Source organism: Krasilnikovia sp. MM14-A1004, from assembly GCF_047159485.1.
Lineage (GTDB): Bacteria > Actinomycetota > Actinomycetes > Mycobacteriales > Micromonosporaceae > Actinoplanes.
This window is the reverse complement of record NZ_AP038773.1, coordinates 2,377,573-2,397,595: the sequence shown is the minus strand read 5'-3', so window position 1 is coordinate 2,397,595 and position 20,023 is coordinate 2,377,573. Positions and strand designations below refer to the sequence as shown.

At 71.8% G+C, this 20,023-nt stretch carries 19 protein-coding genes and 1 riboswitch; of the genes, 4 read left to right on the top strand and 15 right to left on the bottom strand.

The window, feature by feature from the left end:
- Position 1 precedes the first annotated feature (1 nt).
- From ACMCNN_RS10955 to ACMCNN_RS10945, 3 genes are read right to left on the bottom strand one after another with little or no spacing between them, the layout of a single operon-like run.
- Positions 2 to 754, bottom strand: coding sequence for a hypothetical protein (locus tag ACMCNN_RS10955; RefSeq protein WP_412746068.1), 753 nt, complete (start codon positions 752 to 754; stop codon positions 2 to 4).
- A 5-nt stretch (positions 755 to 759) separates the two neighbouring features.
- Complete coding sequence (locus ACMCNN_RS10950) at positions 760 to 1,086, bottom strand: hypothetical protein (protein ID WP_412746067.1); 327 nt, start codon at positions 1,084 to 1,086, stop codon at positions 760 to 762.
- A gap of 17 nt (positions 1,087 to 1,103) precedes the next feature.
- Complete coding sequence (locus ACMCNN_RS10945; RefSeq protein WP_412746066.1) at positions 1,104 to 2,309, bottom strand: MinD/ParA family protein; 1,206 nt, start codon at positions 2,307 to 2,309, stop codon at positions 1,104 to 1,106.
- Positions 2,310 to 2,510: 201 nt separating this feature from the next.
- Between ACMCNN_RS10945 and ACMCNN_RS10940 the strand changes: the two genes are divergently transcribed.
- The gene (locus ACMCNN_RS10940; protein ID WP_412746065.1) at positions 2,511 to 3,482 is read left to right on the top strand and encodes a hypothetical protein; all 972 of its coding nucleotides are present in this window, start codon (positions 2,511 to 2,513) and stop codon (positions 3,480 to 3,482) included.
- Positions 3,483 to 3,491: 9 nt separating this feature from the next.
- On the opposite strand, the gene ACMCNN_RS10935 is transcribed toward ACMCNN_RS10940, so the two are convergent.
- From ACMCNN_RS10935 to ACMCNN_RS10900, 8 genes are all read right to left on the bottom strand, one after another.
- Positions 3,492 to 4,424 (bottom strand): hypothetical protein, encoded by a 933-nt coding sequence (locus ACMCNN_RS10935; protein ID WP_412746064.1) that lies wholly within the window; start codon positions 4,422 to 4,424, stop codon positions 3,492 to 3,494.
- Positions 4,425 to 4,449: 25 nt separating this feature from the next.
- A complete protein-coding gene (locus ACMCNN_RS10930; RefSeq protein ID WP_412746063.1) occupies positions 4,450 to 5,532 on the bottom strand; it encodes a type III polyketide synthase in 1,083 nt (360 codons plus the stop codon).
- An 18-nt stretch (positions 5,533 to 5,550) separates the two neighbouring features.
- Positions 5,551 to 6,324 carry an SDR family NAD(P)-dependent oxidoreductase gene (locus tag ACMCNN_RS10925; RefSeq protein WP_412746062.1) on the bottom strand — a complete coding sequence of 258 codons (774 nt, stop codon included), beginning with the start codon at positions 6,322 to 6,324 and terminating at the stop codon, positions 5,551 to 5,553.
- A gap of 29 nt (positions 6,325 to 6,353) precedes the next feature.
- Positions 6,354 to 7,559 carry a hypothetical protein gene (locus ACMCNN_RS10920; RefSeq protein WP_412746061.1) on the bottom strand — a complete coding sequence of 402 codons (1,206 nt, stop codon included), beginning with the start codon at positions 7,557 to 7,559 and terminating at the stop codon, positions 6,354 to 6,356.
- A gap of 148 nt (positions 7,560 to 7,707) precedes the next feature.
- Positions 7,708 to 8,244: a sigma-70 family RNA polymerase sigma factor gene (locus ACMCNN_RS10915; RefSeq protein ID WP_412746060.1), complete on the bottom strand. Its 537-nt coding sequence runs from the start codon at positions 8,242 to 8,244 to the stop codon at positions 7,708 to 7,710.
- Between the two features lie 465 nt (positions 8,245 to 8,709).
- Positions 8,710 to 11,709 (bottom strand): hypothetical protein, encoded by a 3,000-nt coding sequence (locus ACMCNN_RS10910; RefSeq protein ID WP_412746059.1) that lies wholly within the window; start codon positions 11,707 to 11,709, stop codon positions 8,710 to 8,712.
- The gene (locus tag ACMCNN_RS10905; protein ID WP_412746058.1) at positions 11,687 to 12,238 is read right to left on the bottom strand and encodes a hypothetical protein; all 552 of its coding nucleotides are present in this window, start codon (positions 12,236 to 12,238) and stop codon (positions 11,687 to 11,689) included. Before ACMCNN_RS10905 ends, ACMCNN_RS10910 begins: the two co-directional genes overlap by 23 nt.
- A gap of 248 nt (positions 12,239 to 12,486) precedes the next feature.
- Complete coding sequence (locus ACMCNN_RS10900; RefSeq protein WP_412746057.1) at positions 12,487 to 13,056, bottom strand: transglycosylase family protein; 570 nt, start codon at positions 13,054 to 13,056, stop codon at positions 12,487 to 12,489.
- Between the two features lies 1 nt (position 13,057).
- Positions 13,058 to 13,237: riboswitch (cyclic di-AMP (ydaO/yuaA leader) on the bottom strand.
- 207 nt (positions 13,238 to 13,444) lie between these two features.
- Here ACMCNN_RS10900 and ACMCNN_RS10895 point away from each other — a divergent pair.
- From ACMCNN_RS10895 to ACMCNN_RS10885, 3 genes are all read left to right on the top strand, one after another.
- A complete protein-coding gene (locus ACMCNN_RS10895) occupies positions 13,445 to 14,011 on the top strand; it encodes a GNAT family N-acetyltransferase (RefSeq protein WP_412746056.1) in 567 nt (188 codons plus the stop codon).
- A gap of 46 nt (positions 14,012 to 14,057) precedes the next feature.
- Complete coding sequence (locus ACMCNN_RS10890) at positions 14,058 to 15,062, top strand: hypothetical protein (protein ID WP_412746055.1); 1,005 nt, start codon at positions 14,058 to 14,060, stop codon at positions 15,060 to 15,062.
- An 88-nt stretch (positions 15,063 to 15,150) separates the two neighbouring features.
- On the top strand, positions 15,151 to 15,747 hold the full coding sequence (locus ACMCNN_RS10885) for a cadmium resistance transporter (protein ID WP_412746054.1): 597 nt from the start codon (positions 15,151 to 15,153) through the stop codon (positions 15,745 to 15,747).
- Positions 15,748 to 15,762: 15 nt separating this feature from the next.
- Here ACMCNN_RS10885 and ACMCNN_RS10880 read toward each other — a convergent pair whose 3' ends face one another.
- The 4 genes from ACMCNN_RS10880 to ACMCNN_RS10865 all read right to left on the bottom strand — a co-directional run bounded on the left by ACMCNN_RS10880 (position 15,763) and on the right by ACMCNN_RS10865 (position 19,948).
- The gene (locus tag ACMCNN_RS10880; RefSeq protein WP_412746053.1) at positions 15,763 to 17,004 is read right to left on the bottom strand and encodes an MFS transporter; all 1,242 of its coding nucleotides are present in this window, start codon (positions 17,002 to 17,004) and stop codon (positions 15,763 to 15,765) included.
- On the bottom strand, positions 17,001 to 17,576 hold the full coding sequence (locus tag ACMCNN_RS10875) for a helix-turn-helix domain-containing protein (RefSeq protein ID WP_412746052.1): 576 nt from the start codon (positions 17,574 to 17,576) through the stop codon (positions 17,001 to 17,003). Before ACMCNN_RS10875 ends, ACMCNN_RS10880 begins: the two co-directional genes overlap by 4 nt.
- Before the next feature lie 109 nt (positions 17,577 to 17,685).
- On the bottom strand, positions 17,686 to 18,339 hold the full coding sequence (locus ACMCNN_RS10870; protein ID WP_412746051.1) for a VOC family protein: 654 nt from the start codon (positions 18,337 to 18,339) through the stop codon (positions 17,686 to 17,688).
- 127 nt (positions 18,340 to 18,466) lie between these two features.
- Positions 18,467 to 19,948, bottom strand: coding sequence for an Ig-like domain-containing protein (locus ACMCNN_RS10865; RefSeq protein ID WP_412746050.1), 1,482 nt, complete (start codon positions 19,946 to 19,948; stop codon positions 18,467 to 18,469).
- Positions 19,949 to 20,023: the final 75 nt, after the last annotated feature.

Here is a 20,023-nt window from a genome sequence, read left to right as displayed (position 1 = left end):
TCTACTCCTGCGCGTCGGCGTACGTGTGCCAGCCGGGTCCGGACTCCGCCAGGGCGGCCGTCCGGGCGGCGAAGGGCGGGCTCGGCTCGCCGGGATCCGGCCCGTCGGCGAAGACCGGGTCCGCGGTCAGCAGCCAGTCCCCGCGCTGGTCGTCCCAGCGCAGGGCGAGCTGGGCGCGGTACCAGCGGGCCACCGGCGGCGGCGCCCCGTCCGAGCGGACGGCGAGCTGGTACGGGTACCACACCTCGCACCGGACCGCGGATTCCCCGCCGTCGAGGACCCGGTAGGCACCGGATGCGGGCCGGGCGAGCGCCACGACGTACCCCGAATCCGGGCCGGCGGGCGGGGCGAGCCCGGCGGCGCGGGCCGCGATCCGCCGGTCGGCCGCCGCCGCGAACGTCGCGTCGCCGATCGCGGCAAGCAGCGCCGGGCGGCGGGTGGCGTCCAGCATGCCGACGCCTTCGAGGACGGTCAGCCAGGCCGTGCCGGCGGCCACCGCCCCGTCGGCCGTACGCGGAAAGCCCAGCGGAATCCCGCCGGGCCCGCTGCGGCTCCCGCCGTCGGCCGCCGCCACCGGCCCGGCGGGCAGCGTCTCCGGCTCGGGATGGTCGATCGCCGGAGGTGACCCGGTGGCGCCGCCCGGAACGGGTTCGGCCGCCGCCCGCCGCCCCGCACCGTGCCGCGGCGCGGTCAGCAGGAGGGCTGCCAGAAGGACTGCGGCCACCACCGCGGTCCCGGCTGTCGCCTTGCGCATGCGGCTCAGCCGACCACGGTGATGATCGCGCCGACGATCACCGGCAGACCCACGAGACCGGCCAGCGCCGTCGCGCGGACCTTCACGTCCCCCGCCGCCTCGGTGATCATGTGGGCGTTGCCGACCCGCTTCGCCTGTGCCATGGCGAGGAAACCGGCGGCGAGGTAGAAGACGGCGGCGGCGATGAGCAGCGCCCAGACGGCGCCCGCGACCCGGGCCCAGGTGTGGCCGAACGCGGGCCCGAGGATGCCCATGTCGGGTGTCACGCCGTCGAGCGGATTGGTGACCTTGTCGCCGCTTATCACGCGGGACAGCGGGGTGTCGGACGTCAATGTGCTACTCCTCGTCGTCAGGCGGTGGTCAGGGTGCGCATCACGGACGTCGCGACGCTCAGGTAGGCCTGCCGGGCCGGGTCGCCGATCTCGCGGTAGGGCGCCGAACCGGCCCGGCTCAGGCATTCGTCGAACGGGACGACGACCACGTCGCACGGCAGCGCCGCGAAGCGTTCGGAGATGTCCCGGATCCGGTCCGGGTCGGTCTGCGGTTCGGTGCAGGACAGCACCGCGATCGCGGAGCGGGCCGCCGATTCCCGTACGGTCCACAGCCCGGCCTCGACGGAGTCGTCGCGGACGGTGACCGGGACGACCAACTGGTCGGCGCGCCGGGTGGCCTCGGCCCACGCCGGTTCGCGCAGGTCGCTGCCGGAGTCGAGGACGAGGATGTCGTAGCTGCGGCTCAGCATCGCGTACAGCCACTCGAACGGCCGGTCGCGGTCGGAGGCGTAGTTGTCGCCGTCCAGTACGTCGAAGCCGGCGCCGGGCACGTACGGCAGGTCACGGATGCTGCCGCGGAACACGGGTTTCGCCCCCGCCTGCCGGCCCAGCGAGCCGTCCCCGCCGGCCGCCTCCCACGCCAGCGTGCGCCCGTTGCGGTACCGGCCCAGCGTGGCGGCGAGCATCATGGTGACCGAGGTACGGCCCGCCCCGGCCGCCGGCGTGGAGACCGTGACCATCGAGGTACGGGAGACCGGCAGCCGGATCACGGCCGGGTCGGCCGACGGCGGCGGCGCTTTCCGGGCGGGTGCCGCGGTTCTGCGGCCGGGCGTACGCCGGAACCGCTCACGCCAGGGCCGGCGCGCCGGCGGTCCGCCACCGGTGACGCGGCGGACGAAGACGTCGTACGGCTCGTCGCCGAGCACGTCGGTGTCGGCCCATTCCGGCAGATCCGTCCGGTGTGCGACGGGTGCCGCCGAAGGCGATCGCGCCGGCCCCATAGCAGTGGACGGCTGATCGAGCCGTTCCGGCGTGGCGGGTGCGGGTCCCGGAACCGTGGGTTCCGGCGCGGTTTCCGGCGTGGGCGCCGCGGGTTCCGCCGCGGGTTCCGGTGCGGGCGCAGCGGGTTCCAGCGCGGGTTGCGTGGTGGACGCACCGGATGCGGCTGGAGGCGCGGCGGGATCCGGAGTGGACGACGAACCGGCGGCAGCATCCGGCGGCGGGGTGCCGTAGTGGCGTGCCCGCTGGGCATTGGGAAAGAGATCGCGCGCATGCAGTGTCATGTGTCGTTCCTCCTGGGCGGTCCAGGCCGCTCGACGCGGGACTGGTCCGGCCCCATGACGGGTCGGCGCCCCGGATGGTTCACGGCAGTGGCGGATCCACCCACGGGAGGGTCCGGTGAACTCCGCCCGGCCGGGCCGCGTTGTAGCGTCGCGCACCGACCGGTTCGGAGGACCCATGTGCACTACAGCGGGCAGGCGGCCGTGAGGCGCGCCGCCGTACTCGTCGGCGGGGCCACGCTCAGCGTGCTGCTGCCGTTGACCACGATCGCCCTGGTCGAGTCGGGGAAACCGGCGCTCGCCGGCACGGCCGCCGACTGCCTGGTGCCGCAGGGCACCGCCTGGCATCTCGACGCCGAGCAGCGGGCCACGGCGCAGCTGATCGTCGACATCGGACGGCGGCGCGGGGTGCCGCCGCGGGGCTGGGCGGTCGCGATCGCCACGGCCGCGCAGGAGAGCGCGCTGCACGCCCACCCGGAGCCCGACGCGTTCGGATCGTCGGGCATCTTCCAGCAGACGCCCCCGGCCTGGGGCACGCGGGAGCAGGTCAACGACGCGGGACACGCCACCGACTCGTTCTATACGGCGCTGCTCAGGGTGGGCGGTTGGGAGAGCATGGAGCTCACCCGGGCCGCGCAGACGGTGCAGCGCAGCGCCTACCCCGATGCGTACGCGAAGCACACCGCCACCGCGATCACCGCGGTCCGCGACCTCGCGGGCGTCGACCTGGACTGTGCGAACCTCACCACTACCGGGTCGGCGCCGCGCGGCGCCGACGGTTCGTGGCCGCCGGAGGCGTGCAGCATCCGCCCGGACCCGACGACGGGCGGCGGTTGCCTGACCCCGCGGACGGCCCAGCTGGTCCGGACCGTCGCCTCGGTGGGCTATCCCGGGGCCGGCTGCTGGCGGGTCGACGACCACGGCGAACACCCGAAGGGCCGGGCCTGCGACTTCATGATGACCAGCGGCGGTGAGGCCACCGGGGCGCAGCGGGCGCGGGGCGACGCGCTGGCCACCTGGGCCGTGTCGAACGCGGACCGGCTGGGCATCATGTACGTCATCTGGTTCCGCCACATCTGGACCCGGGCGAAGGGCTGGCACGACTACAACAACCCGTTCGGCGGCGACGATCCGTCGGGCTGGCACACCAACCACGTCCACATCTCTGTGTACTGAACCGCCTGGTCACCGGCGCGGCGTGTTGGCCGAGCTCGACGACCGGCGCACGGGCGCCGACGACGTGGACGCGTTCGACGCGGACCGCGACACGCCGTCCGGCCGGGCCGTACGGACCTGAGCCGCGCGGGCCCGGACCCCGTTGACAGGGCCGACGTCCCCGGCCGGTCCGGTGGCCGCCCGGGCGATCCCCTGCTGTGTCTCGTCGCCCCACATCGTCAGCCGATGAGGATCGGGCGCCGGAAGGGGCGGCGTGGCGGAACGGTGCTGCGCGATGTCCTTGTCGACGGCGGCGAGGAACTGCGCGACGCCGCTCATCCGGCCGTCCGCGTGCAGCGCGGCCAGCTTCGGGTCCTGGCGGACGGCGAGTTCGATCGCCTGGGCGATCGCGGCTCGCTGGCCGAGCTCCGGCGGCAGCGATTGCATGTACCGCTCGCCGGGGACCGGCCGGTTCATGATGCGCTGCGCCAACGGCTGCGGCATCTCGGGGGCGGGTTGGGCGCCGTGGGTTGCGGTCGGCTGCGCGGCGCCGTGGGCATCGGCGGGCTGCGCCGCTCGCCGGGTGACGCGCTGTCGGATCCACTGGGCGAGCCTGCGCGCCGCCCGCACGGCTCGGACCATCCGCTCGAACGCCCTGCGGCCGCTGCGCACGCCCGGAGCTTCCCGCCCGGGTCCCGCCGCGGAAGCCCCCTGGCCGGGCGCCACCGCCTCCCCCGGACGCCCGCGAGAGAACGCCCCGCGCATCCAGCGGGCGGCGTCGCCCGCCCCTTCGCGGAGCGCTCTGCCCGTCCGGGCCGTCCAGCGGTTCTCCCGCAGGTCCCGGTCGATGGTCTCCCGCGCGGCGGCCAGGATGTCGCGACCGAAGGAGGCCGGGTCGCGCGAGGCCCGCAGCGCCTCGCGCAGCTGCCGGTCGTCGTCGCGGGCTGACGATTCTGGGGGCATGGGACCGGTCCGCCTTTCCGTCGTTTCAGGTGCGCAGAAGTCCGTCGGCGCGCGGCTCGACGGCGCCGGACCAGGTGCCCAACGCCATCTCGGCGGTGATACCGGGCCCGAAACCGGCGATGAGACCCGTGGCCCCGGCCGCGGCGCCGCCGTCGTCGAAGAGCCGGGCCAGCGCGTCGAGCACCACCGCGCTGGCGATGTTGCCGTACTCGGTCAGGGTGGCCCGGCTGTAGCGGAACGCGTCGGGATGCACGCCCAGGAATTTGCTCAGGTCGTCGAGGATGCGCGGCCCGCCCGCGTGCACGATGTAGAAGCCGAGGTCCCCGGCGTCCCACCCCTGTGCGGTGGCGAGCGCGCGCAACACCGGCGCCAGCGGTTCCATCGTGCCCGGCACGCGGCGGTCCAACTGGAAGTGGAAGCCGGTGGAGCGGACGGCGTAGGCGATCCAGTCCTCGGTGTGCGGGATGAGGTGGCTGCTGTTGCGTTCCAGCGAGACGCCGGCGCCGCCGCTGCCCCGGACCACGGCCGCGGCGACCGCGTCGCCGAACAGCCCGGCGCTGAGCAGGTTACCGACACCCACGTCGGTGGGCTGGTAGCACAGCGAGCACAGCTCGCAGGAGACGATCAGGACGTTGCTGCCGGGGTAGGCGCGGCAGAAGTCGTGGGCCCGGTTGATCGCGGCGCCGCCGGCAGCGCACCCGAGCTGGGCGATGGGGATCTGCCGGGTGTCGGCGCGGAACCCGAGCTCGTTGATGAGCCACGCGGTGAGCGAGGGCATCAGGAACCCGGTGCAGGAGACGTAGACGATGGCGTCGACGTCGCCCGCGGTGAGACCGGCGTTGGCCAGCGCACCCAGGACGACGGCCGGGGTCCGCCTCCTGGACTCCGCCGCGTAGATGCGGTTGCGCTCGGCGAGCCCCGGATGCCGCAGCGTACGGTCGAGCGGCTGCACGATGTGGCGTTTGCGGACGCCGGTGTTGCGGATCAGCCGGAGTATCAGCGGAAGCTGGGGATGTCCGGCGTGCAGGCGTTCGGTCAGGTCCAGCGTCTCCTGCAGCGTGACGACGTGCTCCGGCACCGCGACCGTTGGTTTGCAGAGTATGGCCACTGTGTCACCCCGATGGTGTCAGAAGACGCAGCCCTCGACCGGCAGCGTGCGACCCGTGATGTAGGCGGCGTCGGCGCCGGCCAGGAAGACGTAGGCCCCGGCGACCTCGGCGGGCGTGGCGATCCGGCCCAGGGCGTAGCTCAGGGCGAGCCAATCCGTGGCGGACAGGTTCATGCCGGGCGGCTGGTACTTCGCCGCGTTGGCGGCCGCCATGTCGGTGGCGGTGGCGCCGGGGGCCACGGCGTTGATGGTGATACCGCGCCGGCCGAGCTCGACCGAGAGACATCGCACCATGGCCTCGACCGCCGACTTGCTGGCGGCGTACAGGGTGTGTTCGAAGATCGTCCGGCGGGCGGCGTTGGAGGAGGTGAGGATGATGCGCCCGCCGTCGCCCATCCGGCGGGCGGCATGCTGGGCCGCGAGGAGCTGGCCGCGGGTGTTGACCGCGAAGACGTGGTCGAAGTCCGCCGGGGTCAGCTCGGCCAGGCCGCCGAAGTGGTTGATCCCCGCGCAGGAGGCCAGGATGTCGAGCCTGCCGAAGGTGTCCGCGGCCTGGTTGATCAGCCGTGCGGTCTGCTGCGGGTCGGCGACGTCGGCGCGCAGCGCGATGCAACTCGCTCCGGCGACCGTGAGCTGGTCGGCGAGTTCGTGGGCGGCGTCGGCGGAGCGGTGGTAGCCGATGACCACGCACGCGCCCGCTGCCGCGTACCGGGCCGCGACGGCCGCCCCGATGCCCCTGCTGCCACCGGTGACGACCGCCACTTTCCCGTCGAGAGTTCCCGTGTTCGACATGCCCTCTGCCGTTCGCGTGCAGTCAGGGGTCACTTGCCACTCACGTGCTTCTTCTTCTCCTTCGCCTTGTGGTGCCTGGACGAGCCCGACGACTCTCCGTGGCTCCTGCTCGACTCTCCGGCGCTCTTGCCCGCGCGGGCGAGTGCCGCCTGCTCGCGGACCCAGTCCTTGGCGTTGTAGCCGGGGTAGGCCGTCCAGTCAGCCCGCTTGGCGTCCCAAAGACCGAGATCACCGGTCTGGGTGTGCGCATATGCGTGCAGGTCGCCCACCGTGGCCGCCTTCTTGTATGTCTCCCCGTTGTCGACGACGGTCTTGTAGTCCTTGCTGAAGGTGGGACCCAGGTTCAAGCTGCTCAGGTCCAGCGGGGTGTTCGCGTGGCTCACCCGGCCGCTCGGGTTGGTGCCGGGAAGGAAGTTCGAGGAACGGTTGGCCTCGTTCGACCAGTGCGAGGTCTCCGACTCGGAGCCGCTGCCGTGACCGGACGGGAAGTCGCCGCCACCACCACCGGACGACGAGCCCGGCGAGGTGCTGCGGCCCGAGCTGTTCTCGTAGGACGAGGTGTAGGGCGACCGGTCCGTGTAGGAGGGGTCGCTGCCACGCCCGATGTCCTGGCGGACGTCCGGGGTGCGGTGGTCGGTCTCTCCCGGAATGTAGGTGTCCCGCCACACCTGGGTGGTGCCGATTCGTACCGGCTCGGCGCTGCCGCTGCCGTAGGTGGACCGCCCCTGCCGGCCCACGTAGGCCCTGTGGTCCGCCGGAGGCTGGTTCGAGCGCAGAGCGAATGCGTTGAGTTTGACGTCGTCGCCAGCGGTGGGAAACTGGACCGCCATGTCGTCGGCCAGCGTCTGCATGGTGAAGGCACAGCGGTCGCAGCAGGGTTTGTCGCCGAGCAGGTCGCCAGTGATCTTGTACGGTCGCAGGCCCGATTCGCTGACTTCGAGCATGATTTCGCGTGCCTCGCGATCCACCATGTGCTCGGCTTCCCGCGGAGACTCCGCGGCCTGCGGATGCGCCAGCCGGTTGGCGGGGGTGTTCTCATTTTCCGCCCGGCCGCTGAGATACACGTCGGTCGAGCGCGTCAGGATCATTCTCTGGTTGTTCTCGTCACGGTAGTGGAAGTGCAGGAGCATGCCGGCCTTGCTGGCCCGCCGGTTCCGGTTGGACTGGTTGGTGATCGCGTTGACGGTCTGCAGCATCTGCGAGCGGCTCTGCTCGTATTCGTTGGTCCAGGGCATCGGAGTTCACCTTCCGGGTCTGGGATCGAGGCGTCGGGTCGGCGCCTGACCGGCGGGTCGGGCTCCACAACGGATGCCGGCCGAACGGGGTTCACCACCGGGCAGGGGCATTTCGCGGACGGCGGGCTGAACGTGCAGCCACCGGCGGTTAGGCGGACCGGAGGCCTCCGGAGACCCGTACCGGCTCGGCGGCCCAGAAGCCGCGTCCGACCAGTCGTTCACGGAGCGCCTTGAGTGCGTAGAACGTCCTCGACTTGACGGTTCCGGCGGGAATGCCGAGGATCTCGGCCGCCTCCTCCACGGTGCGCTCCCGGAAGTAGATCTCGATCAGGATGCGCTGCTGCCGCTCCGGCAGCTCGGCAATGGCCTCACGCACCTCCCGCCGGTCCAGGTGCCGCTCGAACTCATCGCCGATACCGCGGTGCGCATCGATCCGCTCGTCGAGATATTCCGGCGGGCGTGCCTGGACCGCGCGGACATGGTCGATGGTGATCCGGCGGGCGACCGTGAACAGCCACGCGCGGCTCCACCGGCCGTCACTGTTGCGGGCCTCCGGATTGCGCCAGGCCCGCAGGTACGTTTCCTGCAGGATGTCCTGAGCCCAGTGGATGTTGCCTCTGGTGAGGCGAGTGATGTAGGCCAACAGAACCGGCCCGTGCACGTCGTTGAGATGGCGCAGCGCCACCACGTCAGCGTCGTCCGGAGCGACAGCGCCACCGCCTGGAACTTGATCTTCCGTCACCATGACTTTCCCCAGCGCAGATAGGCTACGTAGGACAGGCGATCCCCGATCGGCACGGCAATGTGGTCCGGATCGACCCGGTCGGCGGATGGGCGACCGCTGCCGGCGAGTGGTCCCTCTCGTCTCAGGAATCGGGGTTCTTGTCCTTGATCGTGGGACACACACCGGGCCCGTACGGGAACTCCGACCGAATCCGAACGCCGCTTGACCAGCGGGGACATCGAGACCGGAAAATGTAGCCTTACGAGGTCACCACTGTACGCAGGGTGATTGCAATGGATGGATCGCCGCCTCGTGACTGGTCGCGCAACTTCGAACGAACCATCCTTTCCTCAGCGGCAGGCTCACGTGCCGGTCATGCGCCGTCGTGACACCAACGCGGCCGCATGACCTCTCCGGGAGGAGCGGTCATCGGTCGCGCCGGAGGCCATTGACGGCCCCGATCAGGAGCGCCTCGCCGAGCCGGTCGCGGTAGCCGATCACCTCCGCCGACGGCGGCGCGCCGGAACTGCCGATCAGGATGTCGACGGACACGACGTTGTGCCCGACGAGTACCCGCTCCGACAGGACGGTCGACACCACCGCCAGGGTGCGGACCCGGCCGGTGAGGGTGAACTCGGTGCGGTACGCCGGACACGGCACGGCAGGGGCGGTCCCCACCACGTATCCGCCCTCCATCACGCCGGTGTCACTGACCGGCGACGGGATGGTGAGGTGCCGGCATCGGTCGGCCATCTCCTGATCGAGCCGGAAGTCGCGGACCGGCGTCACGTACGACGTGATGCCGAGGGTGACCGTCATCTCCGGGTACGGCCCCACGGACGTCGTGTACTGCTGCACGGCGTCCCCGGCGCGGGGCCGTGCACGCTCCGCGCCCGCATGCCGGACGAGCGCCGCGCGGCACGTCTCCGGCGACACGTCCGGGACCGTGCCACCATCCCCGGAGTGGGTTTCGACGCGCCGATGCCCGACCGGCAGCAGCCGCTCCGCGACGGCCAACGCCGCGGTTGCCGCGGTGTCGTCGAGGGGACGGCCCGGGTCGCCACCGCCGGACTCGGCAGCGGGCACGGACGGGACCACGGGAACGGCGGCCGGGGCGCGGCCCGGCGCCGTGTCGAGGGTGGCCAGGTAGTCCGGCCAGTCGTGCCGGCCGACCGCCAGCGGCGGCAGGGCGCCGCCGACCAACGCCACGCTGAGGAGCCCGACGAGCACGCCCGTGGTGAGCGCGGCGACGCGGCCGGTGACCGGTCGCTGCGCCCGGCGCCGATACCGGTCCGCGAGCCGCACTCCGGCCAGCAGCGCCGGCAGGGTCAGCACGGCCGCGACGAACAGCTGCCACACCGGCCAGCCGACCGCGTCGAGCAGCACGTCGACGCTGCGCCCGCGGCCACCGGCGGCGGCGATCCCGAACGTGACCGCACCGGCCAGGGCCGCGGCGACGAACCCGCCGGCCAGCGCGCCGGGGATGGCGGGCACCACGGGGCCGGGCGTGGCGGTCCCACCCCGGCGCGCGGACAGCAGCACCGCCAGGACCACCCATCCGGCGAGGGCGCAGATCAGGGATCGCTGACTGATCAGTACGAACAGCAGGTCATCGGAGTCTGCGGAGCCGATTCGGAGTTGCCAGGTCAGTCCGGCGGCGGCTCCGCCGGTCACCGCCGCGACACCGATCACCCCCACCGCGACCGGCGCGGCCAAGGCACGGCGGCGGAGCGCGGCGAGTCCACAGCCGACCAGCACGAGCGGCGGCGCCCACCGCCATTCCCACAGACCGGCACCCACCAGCATGGTTCGGATGCGACCCGGGTCGCCGTCCTGCACGTATCCGACCAGGACCAGGATGGACGCGGTGAACGCGGCGGTCCACGCCGCCGCGCTCGTGACAACCGCCGCCACCCTCCGGCCGGCCCGGTCCGCCGTGACGGCCAGCCCGGCGGTCAGGGCCGCCACGCTCGCCGTGACCACGGCCACGGTCCCGGCCGGGAGAACGAGATGGTGGGCGAACTGGGATTGCCAGACCCCGAGGCGCATCCTCGTCGCCTGTCCGGGAACCTGGATCAGGAACCCCGCGACCATGCCGAGCACCACGCCGGCCACCGGCCCCGACCAGGTCGGCGCGCCGCCCGCCACCGTGGCCTGTCGCGCTCGGCGCCGCCACGCCGGAACCATCACACCGGCCCACAGCAGACTCCCGGCGGCCGCGGCGAGGTTCAGCGGCAGCCGGGTGTTCCACACCTGGCCGGGGAGCGAGAGGGCGATGTAGACGGCCTGTACGGTCAGCATCGCCAGCACCGCGGTGACGGCGCTGACGGCGAAACCGCCCTCCCACTCCTCCGATGCGGTCGGATCGAGCCCGGCCCGTACCGACGGCGGCGGGTGTACCGCCCGTACCGTCCGGAGCCAACCCCCCAGCCGCCGGGCGATGTCGGCCGGGACGGCGTCCGCCGAGACGGTGCCGGCGGACGCGCCGAGCACGCCGCGCAGCGCGTCGGGGTCGCCGAGGACCTCCCGCGCGTAGCGGTCCGCCGCGAATTCCCGGCGGCGCAGCAGTGCCGCGCGCAAGCCGAGCACGATCACGGACAGCGCGACCGCCAGCACGACCGACGGCAGGTATTCGGCCAGCAGCCCCCACCGCTGCCGGGGCCACCGCGCCAGCGGGCTCAGCGCCACGAGCAGGACCGGCACGCTCAGCCAACCGGTCCACCACACCGCCGCGGCCCAGGACACGTCCCGGGACCGCACGTGGGCGAGTTCGTGCAGCACCAGCACGTCGAACCGGGCAGGCTCCAGGTACGCGTGACCGAGCGGCAGGACGACCCGGGGCGCCGCGAACGGCAGGCCGGTGGTGAACGCCTGCCGCCCTGACGCGTACGGTGCGACGAGAACGAGCCGGGGTCGCCGCCGTCCGGTGAGGCCGAGCAGGTCGCACCAGGCCTCGAAGCGTTCCACTGCCGACCCGGCCGCGGCGGTGCGCGCCGCGGGAACCGCATCGCGCGCCAGCCGCCACCGCACCAGCACCGCGCCACCGACCATCAGCAGCACGGCAACCACCGGCAGCAGCACGCCGCCGGCCAGCATGAAGAGACTCTGGCCGCGAGCGTTCGGCGCGGTACAGACGCGAATCCGCTCCCGGATCTCGGGGCTCCGCTGCCCCGGCGAGTCGAGCCGCTGCAGGGCCGCCTGGTCGATCCCCTGCTCGCTCAGGCAGCGGATTGCGGCGGCCGGGTACCGCGCGCTGTACGAGTCGCGCAACGCCGCCGCGGCACCGCCACCCAACAGCATCAGCGCGGCCGCCACCAGCACGTACATGGATGCGAGGCGGCGGGGCGCCGCGACCGCCGCCGAACCGGTGACGGCGGGCGATGGCCGCGGGATCGCGGCCGTGCTACTCATCGACGTGGTCGGCATCCGCCAATGCTTGGCACAGGGCACCGTGTACGGCGTCGGCGAGCATCGTCGCCTCCGCCGGGTTGAGCCCGAGCGTCGTCCCGTGCCGAATGCACGCTGAGCGCAGGGCGTCCACCTGGTCCGCGTCGAGCGTCACCCGCGTGCGCGGGCCGGGATCCGCAGGCCGTCGGCGCCGCCGGAACCACCCGCGCCGGAACCACCCGCGCCGGAACCACCCGCGCCGGGAGCGCCACGCCGCGACGGTCGCGGCGCCCAGCACCTCCGCCGAGGCACCGAGCAGGACCGGGCCCACCACCTCGGCGAGCAACACCGGTTCGATTCCGGACCCGACCGATCCCCCGGTCCACCCTGGACCCTTCTGCCCGGCTCCGGCATCCCACCGTGCCGTGGCCGCCGTCAACAGGTCGATCTGGTCCGGCGCGACGGCCAGCACCGCCGCCTGCGCCAACTCTCCCAACTCGACCGTCACCGTCCCGCCCGTGGTGGAGTGGGAGCGATCCGTCGACCCGTGCGCAGCGCGTTCGGCCACATGATCTCCTCGTGACGGACCGATGCCAGTGCGTACAGAATAGACGGACGTCACCGAGGTGACTGCCCCCTCGCGTGACGGATTCGCGTCGGTGCCGGCGCACCCCGCCCCGCCCGCTCGGCCGTACTGACCACGGATGTCGGTGATGAGGAGATATCGGGTGTTCTGATCGCGGGCGCGGTCGCAGCAACCCGTCAGTGAGATGGACGGCCGCCCCGGTCAGGTGCGCCGGGGCGGCCGTCCACGGTTCACAGGGCCAGGCGCTGGCCCGGCCGGATCAGGTTCGGGTTGCCGTGCAGGGCACCCCGATTCAGCCGGAACAGCGTGCGCCAGCCGCCCTTGACGTGGTGCTGCTCGGCGATCGACGCCAGCGTCTCGCCGGCGCGTACGACATGAACCCGCCCGGCGCGATGGGCGTCGTGTGCGCGGTGCGTCGTGCGTGCCTTGTGCGCGGCGGCACGATGATGCTTCGGCGAACCGGCCTTGGCGCCGCACACCGGCCACGCGCGGATGCCCTGGGCACGCAGCACCCGCTCGGCGACCGCGATCTGCTGCGCCCGGCTGGCCTTGTCGGCCGTCCGGGCGTACTTGGTGCCGCCGTGTCCGGCCCAGGTAGAGCGGCTGAACTGCAGCCCGCCGTAGTAGCCGTTGCCGGTGTTGATGTGCCACCTGCCGCCGGACTCGCAGTGCGCGATGGCGTCCCAGTTGACGCTGGATGCGGACGCCGGAGCGGCCGGGCCGAGCAGGGCCACGGTGCCGGTGACACCGGCCGCGATCGCGCCCAGCACCAGACGGGTGGGCTTTCGGAACTGTGCCATGACAGAGAAACCTCCACGCCTGCGAGGTCAGCTGTCGGGTTCGGGCTGAGGTGCCCGGCCACAGTGTGCGGCTTCACCCCGAGGCGCGCGGTAGCGCGCCGAGGAACGTGTGGGTCCCCCGCTCCAGGCCTGGTTGAGGAATACCCGAAGAGCGGCGGCTTGGATTCGGCGTTACCGCCCGCGGGGCCCGCGTTGGCGGACTCGGGCGACGGTAGCCACGGAAATCGCGGAGCCGCAAAGAAATCCGGCCGGATCGTGAGATCGGTCTCTTCCTGCCCGGCCTCCCGCAGGCCCGGATCCGGCATTCGCTACCGGACCTGATCCCACCCGTCCTCGCGTGTCCGCATTTCGCGCCGGTCCATCCCACCGGAGAGGCACCATGACACCTATGTCCCTGGATACCCCCACGCTGCACACCGCTCGCCTGCGACTGCGTCCCTTCGACGACACGGACGCGAACGCCCTGTTCGCGCTGCACAGCAGCGCCCACGTGCTGCGCTACTGGGACGCGCCACCCTGGAGCGAACGGGCACGCGCCGAGCGGTTCATCAGGGCCTGCCGGACGATGGCGGAGGAGGGCACCGGGGCACGGCTGGCCGTGGACCGTGTGTCCGACGGGGTGTTCATCGGTTGGTGCAGTCTGACCCGGTGGAACCCGGATTACCGGAGTGCGTCGATGGGCTATTGCTTCGACGATGCGGCATGGGGCCACGGCTACGCGACGGAGGCCGGGCGCGGCCTGCTGCAGTGGGCATTCGACACGCTGGACCTGAATCGGGTCCAGGCCGAGACCGATACCCGCAATGCGGCATCCGCCCGCGTCCTGGAGAAGCTCGGATTCGTACGGGAGGGCACGTTGCGGCAAGACTGCATCGTCAACGGCGAGGTCTCGGACTCGTGGGTGTACGGGCTGCTCAGGCGGGAGTGGCGGCCGACGTCCGAGCCGGCGGCGTGATGCGAATGTCGTTGCGCGGTGGTGTCGGGTCAGTGAGGGTGGGCCGGTGCAGACTCTGTTGAACGAGATCGTCGAAGCGCGCCTCGGGTGGACCTCCTCCGTCATCGCGTCCTGGTATTCCGGATCCGACCTACGGCAGCAGTTGCGGGATGCCCTGGCCGCCGAGGCCGACCGGACGGGCAACGCGGACTTCGGCGGCGAATACCGCGACGGCGTGGGGAAGGACGGCCCCACCGACCCGCTCGACTGGGCGAACCGCCGCCTCGAACTGCCCGGAGGTGGCTGGGCGGTCACCGGGATCCGCTTCCGCGGACGTGACCTCAACCGGCCCTTCGTCGACGTGGTCGCCGCGAGTGTCGCCCCCACACCCGACGGCCTGTCCGTCGTCGCTGCGGCCGTCGCGCCGGCGTATCGGGATTTCGGACCGTTGTGCCTGCGGGTGGCCGTACCGGACGCGTCGCAACTGGTCCCTCAGCTGTCGCGCGACCCTCGGTTCGGTCCGCACTGCGCCGTCGACATGCACGTCGTGGCGGGGCTGGTCACGCAGCTCAAGGCCCATCCACGGGCATCCTCGTACGGGAGGGTGCACCTGCGCGCCGGAGATCCGCAGCGGCTGGCCCAGCGGGTGTCAGCCATCTACGACGAGCTCGCGGAGCAGCAGCCACAGCTCCCGATGTGGGCGACCCCCGAAAACGTCGACTCCCTGACCGAGAGCGCCGACGCGGGGCTCCTCTTCGAGGTTCTCGTCGACGGCGCACCCGCCGGCGTCGTGGCAGCGCTGCGTGACGACGCGCACGCAATGCGCGGATTCTCCGTCCAGGAACTGTGCCTGGACGCGTCCCACCGGGGCCTGCGCCTCGCGTCAGGGACTGTGCAGCGGCTGGTGGATCAGCTCGACGCCCACGACAGTGACGTGGTGTGGGGAACGATCCACCCGTCCAATGCGGCTTCGCTCCGCAATGCTCTCTCGATCGGTCGCGAGATTGTCGGCGGCTACGCCTGGGTCACCCCGGACGGCTTCCCCGGGATGCCGGCCGACCAGGCGGCCTGACCATCGGAGCGGACAGGACGATGGACAGCGATGCGATCCTGATGCCAGCCCTCGATCGTCCCGGTGACACAGCCGTCGGGGTGCGACGATGAATCTCGGCATCGTCGGCCAGGCGGTCGGCTTGTTCGCTGTCACCAACCTCGACGACATCGTGGTGTTGGCACTGTTCTTCGCCCGGGGTGCTGGGGGGAGGCACACCACCCGGACCATCACCCTCGGCCAGTATCTCGGCTTCGCCGCGATCCTGGTCGTCGCCGTAGCGGCAGCGTTCGGCGCGACCTTCCTGCCGGAGCGCGCCATTCCCTACCTCGGTCTGCTTCCGCTCGCCCTCGGAATCAAGGCGGCTCTCCATGCCTGGAGACACCGTGGTGACGGCGAGGCGCAGGTCAGGACCGCCGCCGGCGGTCCGCGGGTCCTGGAGGTCGCCGCGGTGACCTTCGCCAACGGCGGCGACAACCTCGGTGTCTACGTTCCCGTCTTCGCCACGGCGGGCGCGGGCGGCATGGCCGTCTACGTGACCGTGTTCCTCATCATGGTGGGTGTCTGGGTCGCGGCCGGCCGGTTCTTCGCCACCCGGCCGGTGATCGCCGGGGCGCTCAGCCGATGGGGACACATCGTGCTGCCGGTCGTCCTGATCGGCATCGGCCTGCTCATCCTCGTCGAGGGCGGCGCCTTCGGTCTGTGAGCAAGCGTGTGTGGACTATTCGGCCACGCCGGCAGGCGGGATGACCGGACCGGGCAGGTCGATCTCCTCGACCCCCCGTATGCCGGTGCTGAACGTTGCGGTCAGCGCGGACACCACGACCGAGGCCGCGAAGACCAGCACGGCGGTGGATGGCGACGAGGAGGACAGGAGGACGCCGCCGACGACCGGCGCGAGGGCGGCCATCGAGGTCGCTGCCACCATGACGATGCTGATCACCCTTCCCTGCAGGCGGTCCGGCGTGACGGCGGCCTGATACCCGAACAGCGCCGCGGTGCACGCGGGGCCGAGGAAGACAGCGAGTCCCAGCGGCACGGCCGCCCCGATGTTCGAGATCAGCAACGCGGAGCCGGCGACCAGCACGGCCGCCGCCCAGCAGATGCCCCGGACGAGACTGGGCACACTGAGCCGGCTCTGCAGGGCCGGCGCGGCGACGGCGCCCAGCAGACCGCCGACCGCGACGATCGTTTCGGTCAGGCCGATGACCGCTGGTGGCGTCCCGTTCTGCTGCAGCGCCACGACGACGGTGAACAGCACGCCCCCGATGGCGAAGTTGAGGGGCGCGGCGATCAGCAGCAGTGCGCGCAGAAACGGGTGGGCAAAAACGAAGCCGATCCCTTCGGCAAGCGCCGCACCGTACGGCTGTGACTGTTCCTCCCGCTCCCCCTGCAGCGGCTTGCGGATCCGCAGCACCGCCACGACCGACACCAGGTACGAGATCGCGTTGCTCAGGAACGGGACGGCGTGGCCCAGCCCGAACAGGAACCCACCCAGCGGCGGTCCGGCCAGCGAGGTCCCGTACGAGCGGGCCTCGTTGCGCGCCACCGCGGCCGGCACCTGCTCGATGGGCACGATGCTGCGCAGCGCCGCGTCCTCCGCCGCGCCGAACACCGCGCCCGCGGAGGAGTCGATCAGTGTGACGACGAGAATCAACGGCAGGCCGACCTGACCGGAGAAGACCGCCAGGGTCAGCACGGCGAACGCGGCCAGGCGCAGACTGTCGCAGACCACCATCACCCGGCGGCGGTCGCACCGGTCGACGAGCACGCCGCCCGGCAGCCGGATCACCAGCCGCGCCACCATCGAGAGGGTGCCGACCAGGCCGGCGCGGACCGCGGAACCGGTCTCCACCAGCACGAGCAGCGAGAATGCCAGGGAAGCGACGCCTGTCCCGAGGTCGGACAGCGACTGCGAGGTCCACAGCAGAGTGAACTCACGGTTGCGCCACAGCGCGGTCACCGCGCCTCCCGATGCGGGTACGTGTGCAGGACCACCAGCACCTTCTCCGCGTCGGCCTCGGCCGTGTCGCCGATGTCGGCCTCACGGATCAGCCGCTCGATGTCGGTGCACAGGCGCTCCAGCCGTTCGGGAGTCGTCCGGACCACGTAGTCGGAGCTCGCGGCGGCCTGCTGCCAGGCGGCGTTCCACTGCTGCGTGGCGACCTGCTCGTGGAACGTGTCGATCGCCTGGTCCCAGACAGCGCGGGCGGTCTTCTGCACGGCCATCATCGCCTCGGCGCCACCCACCCCGGCGCTGGCCCAGAAGGTCGAGTCGTGCACCGCCTTCCACCAACGCTCCCGGCCGTGTGCACCCTTGCCGAGCTCGGTGGCCTCTTCCACCAGGCCGTGCCGGGCCAGCAACCGCAGGTGGTGACTCGTCTGCCCGCTGTCGGTGCCGAGCCGGCGCGCCAGGATCGCGGACGTCGCCGCCCCGTCCATGCGTAGGGATCCCACGATCCGCATGCGCAGGGGATGGGCGATCAGACGCATCAGTTCGGGGCTTGCCACCAACGCGTTCGTAGAGGGTTCCATGTGCCCCATGCTATCGATGCAGAAAAGCTATGCAAACTTCTATGCATAGATCCTCTGCATCATGCTCCGACTCCGCCCAACGGTGCCTCGCTCCCGGCGTGCTCCGGTGTCAGAAGTCGACGAGGTCGCCCCGGTCCTGCCAGGTGCAGAGGCAGACCTTGTTGCCCTCCGGGTCCGCGAGCACCCAGAAGCTTGGCGCCTCGGCGTCGCTGACCAGCGTCCCGCCGGCGGCCAGGGCGGCGTCGATCCGGGGCTGGACGTCTGCCGGATCCACCCAGATGTCGGGGTGCCAGCGCTGCCGGGGCTCGTCGTGGCCGGATTTCTGGAACCAGATCGCGGGCAACGCGTCGGCCGGGTCGCGCACCTCGTTGCCGTCCGGCTCCCCCGCGAGCACGGCCGCCCAGAACGGGAGCACCGCGGTGTATTGCGGGCTGTCCAGCGCCCACTCCACCCGCGAGACGCCGGTGCGGGCGGTGGCCAGGCCGGCGTCAGCTGCGACGGCGGAGACCGCACGCGCCAGCCGGATGTCCCGGTCGGTCACTCCCTTGGTGTCGTAGCAGGTCAGGCGGATATCGACGTGGGTGGCACGAAGATCCACGTTGGGATGGTGCGGTTCCGTGGCGGTCACCGCGCCGATCGCCGCGACGAGCTCGACGCCCGCCGCGAAATCCGGGGTGGCGATGCGGGTCTGCAGGCCGCCGGGCAGGTACACCCATCCGTCGAGGCCCTGTTCGGCGATCTCTCTTCCGGAGTACGGGGTCATCCCCTCATCGTCGCCTACGCGGCTGCGCGCCGCCGTAGCCGCTCGTGCGCGTCGGTCCTGGACGCCCCCCGATCAGTCCAGGCTGTGGGTCGAGCTGACCCGAGGCGCCGATATCCGATGGTCCGGGTCAGCGGCGGTACGTGCGCTCGCTGCTGTAGCGGACGTTGCCGGCCTGGTCGTAGGCGCGCAGCTGCAGGGTGAACGTCTTGCCGTACCGGGCGCGTGGCGCGAGCGAGAATGCGTAGCCGGACGTCCGGTCGGTGGCCACGACCTTGCCGTTGACCAGCAATTCCACCCGGTTCACGCCGTAGGCGTCGTGTGCGCTCGCCGTGATCCTGACCGTACGGTGAAGCCTGCTCTTGTTCTTCGGAGCGTTGGTGATGCGCAGCGACGGTGCGGTGTTGTCGACGGTCACGGACCGGCGCACCAGGGTCTGGTTGTTGGCCTTGTCGCGGACGTCGAACGACAGCGTGTGCGGGCCGTCGGAGTAGGTCCTGGTGTCGACCCTCAGCGACCACGGCGCCCTGCCGGTGAAGTAGCGGGTGCCGTCGTCCAGTCGCACCAGCAGGTAGACGGGGCCGGTGGCGTCCTTGATGCCGGTGAGGCGCGCGGTGAACACGCCACGCACCTTGGCACCGGCGGACGGGGCCGCGGTGACCACCGGCGCGTCGTTGTCGACGGTCACGGTACGTGTCAGCGTGGTGACGTTACCGATGCCGTCGCTCGCTCGGATCGTCATGGTGGCCGGGCCGTTGGCCGCACTCCGGTCCCAGGGCAGGTACCGCGGGAACTGCCCGCTGGTGTCGGTGCTGGCCACGGAGCCGTTGACGAGCAGCTCGACCTTGCCGATCCAGGCGGGGTCCTGCGCGTCGACATAGACCGAGTCGCGGGCGCTGACGTAGCCGTCGACCAGCGTGAAGACCGCGCTCACTCGGGGGCCGGCATGGTCGGCCCAGGCATGCGTGGTCAGGGTGCGCACGTTGCCGAAGGCGTCGTAGGCGGACCAGGACAGGATGACCGGGCCCTGATAGCCGGTGGTGTCCCAGTCGACGTTCCACGGCGCCGCGGTGGTGGTGCCGATGACGGTGGCTCCGATGGACAACACCACGCGCACCACGTCCTGGTCGTTCGTCCCGCGCGGCGTGAACGTGACCGGTACGACGCCGGTGAAGCTGTTGAACCGGCTCGGCGTGGTCATGTCCGCCCACGGGATGTCGACCGTCGGGGCGGAGTTGTCCGCGAAGACGGTGGTGGTGGCAGTCGTCGTGTGGCCGTCGCCGTCGCGCGCGGTGACTTCGACGAGGACATCCTGGTTCCCGCTGCCGCGCGTGTCCCAGACGAGGCTCCACGGCGCCGACAGGGATGAGGTCACGAGGAGGTGGTTGACGCGCAACTCGACCTTGGTGACCGCCACGTCGTCAGAGACCACCGGTCGGATGGTGACGGTCTTGTTGACACGCTCGCCGGCGGCGATACCGATGTCCGAGATCACGGGCGCTGCCGGGTCCGGCGGTGCCGCCTCTGCCGAGGCCGCGGCCACGACGCTCGTGGCCACGGCGGCCGCGATCATCCCGATTCGTACAGCGATCGTGCCGTACCTGAGCGTCACGTTGAATCTCCCTAGCCCCGTTGTGCCGCGGCAGCATATGTGAGCGGGGCTCGGATCGGCGTCAGCCCTTCGGCG

Coding starts and splice junctions, on each gene's coding strand:
- ACMCNN_RS10920 (WP_412746061.1), bottom strand. CDS start 7,559: ATGCCCTGGACCAACGAATACGAGCAGAGCCGCTCGCAGATGCTGCAG.
- ACMCNN_RS10870 (WP_412746051.1), bottom strand. CDS start 18,339: ATGACCCCGTACTCCGGAAGAGAGATCGCCGAACAGGGCCTCGACGGA.
- ACMCNN_RS10885 (WP_412746054.1), top strand. CDS start 15,151: ATGAATCTCGGCATCGTCGGCCAGGCGGTCGGCTTGTTCGCTGTCACC.
- ACMCNN_RS10955 (WP_412746068.1), bottom strand. CDS start 754: ATGCGCAAGGCGACAGCCGGGACCGCGGTGGTGGCCGCAGTCCTTCTG.
- ACMCNN_RS10900 (WP_412746057.1), bottom strand. CDS start 13,056: ATGGCACAGTTCCGAAAGCCCACCCGTCTGGTGCTGGGCGCGATCGCG.
- ACMCNN_RS10875 (WP_412746052.1), bottom strand. CDS start 17,576: ATGGAACCCTCTACGAACGCGTTGGTGGCAAGCCCCGAACTGATGCGT.
- ACMCNN_RS10895 (WP_412746056.1), top strand. CDS start 13,445: ATGTCCCTGGATACCCCCACGCTGCACACCGCTCGCCTGCGACTGCGT.
- ACMCNN_RS10910 (WP_412746059.1), bottom strand. CDS start 11,709: ATGCCGACCACGTCGATGAGTAGCACGGCCGCGATCCCGCGGCCATCG.
- ACMCNN_RS10945 (WP_412746066.1), bottom strand. CDS start 2,309: ATGACACTGCATGCGCGCGATCTCTTTCCCAATGCCCAGCGGGCACGC.
- ACMCNN_RS10925 (WP_412746062.1), bottom strand. CDS start 6,324: ATGTCGAACACGGGAACTCTCGACGGGAAAGTGGCGGTCGTCACCGGT.
- ACMCNN_RS10935 (WP_412746064.1), bottom strand. CDS start 4,424: ATGCCCCCAGAATCGTCAGCCCGCGACGACGACCGGCAGCTGCGCGAG.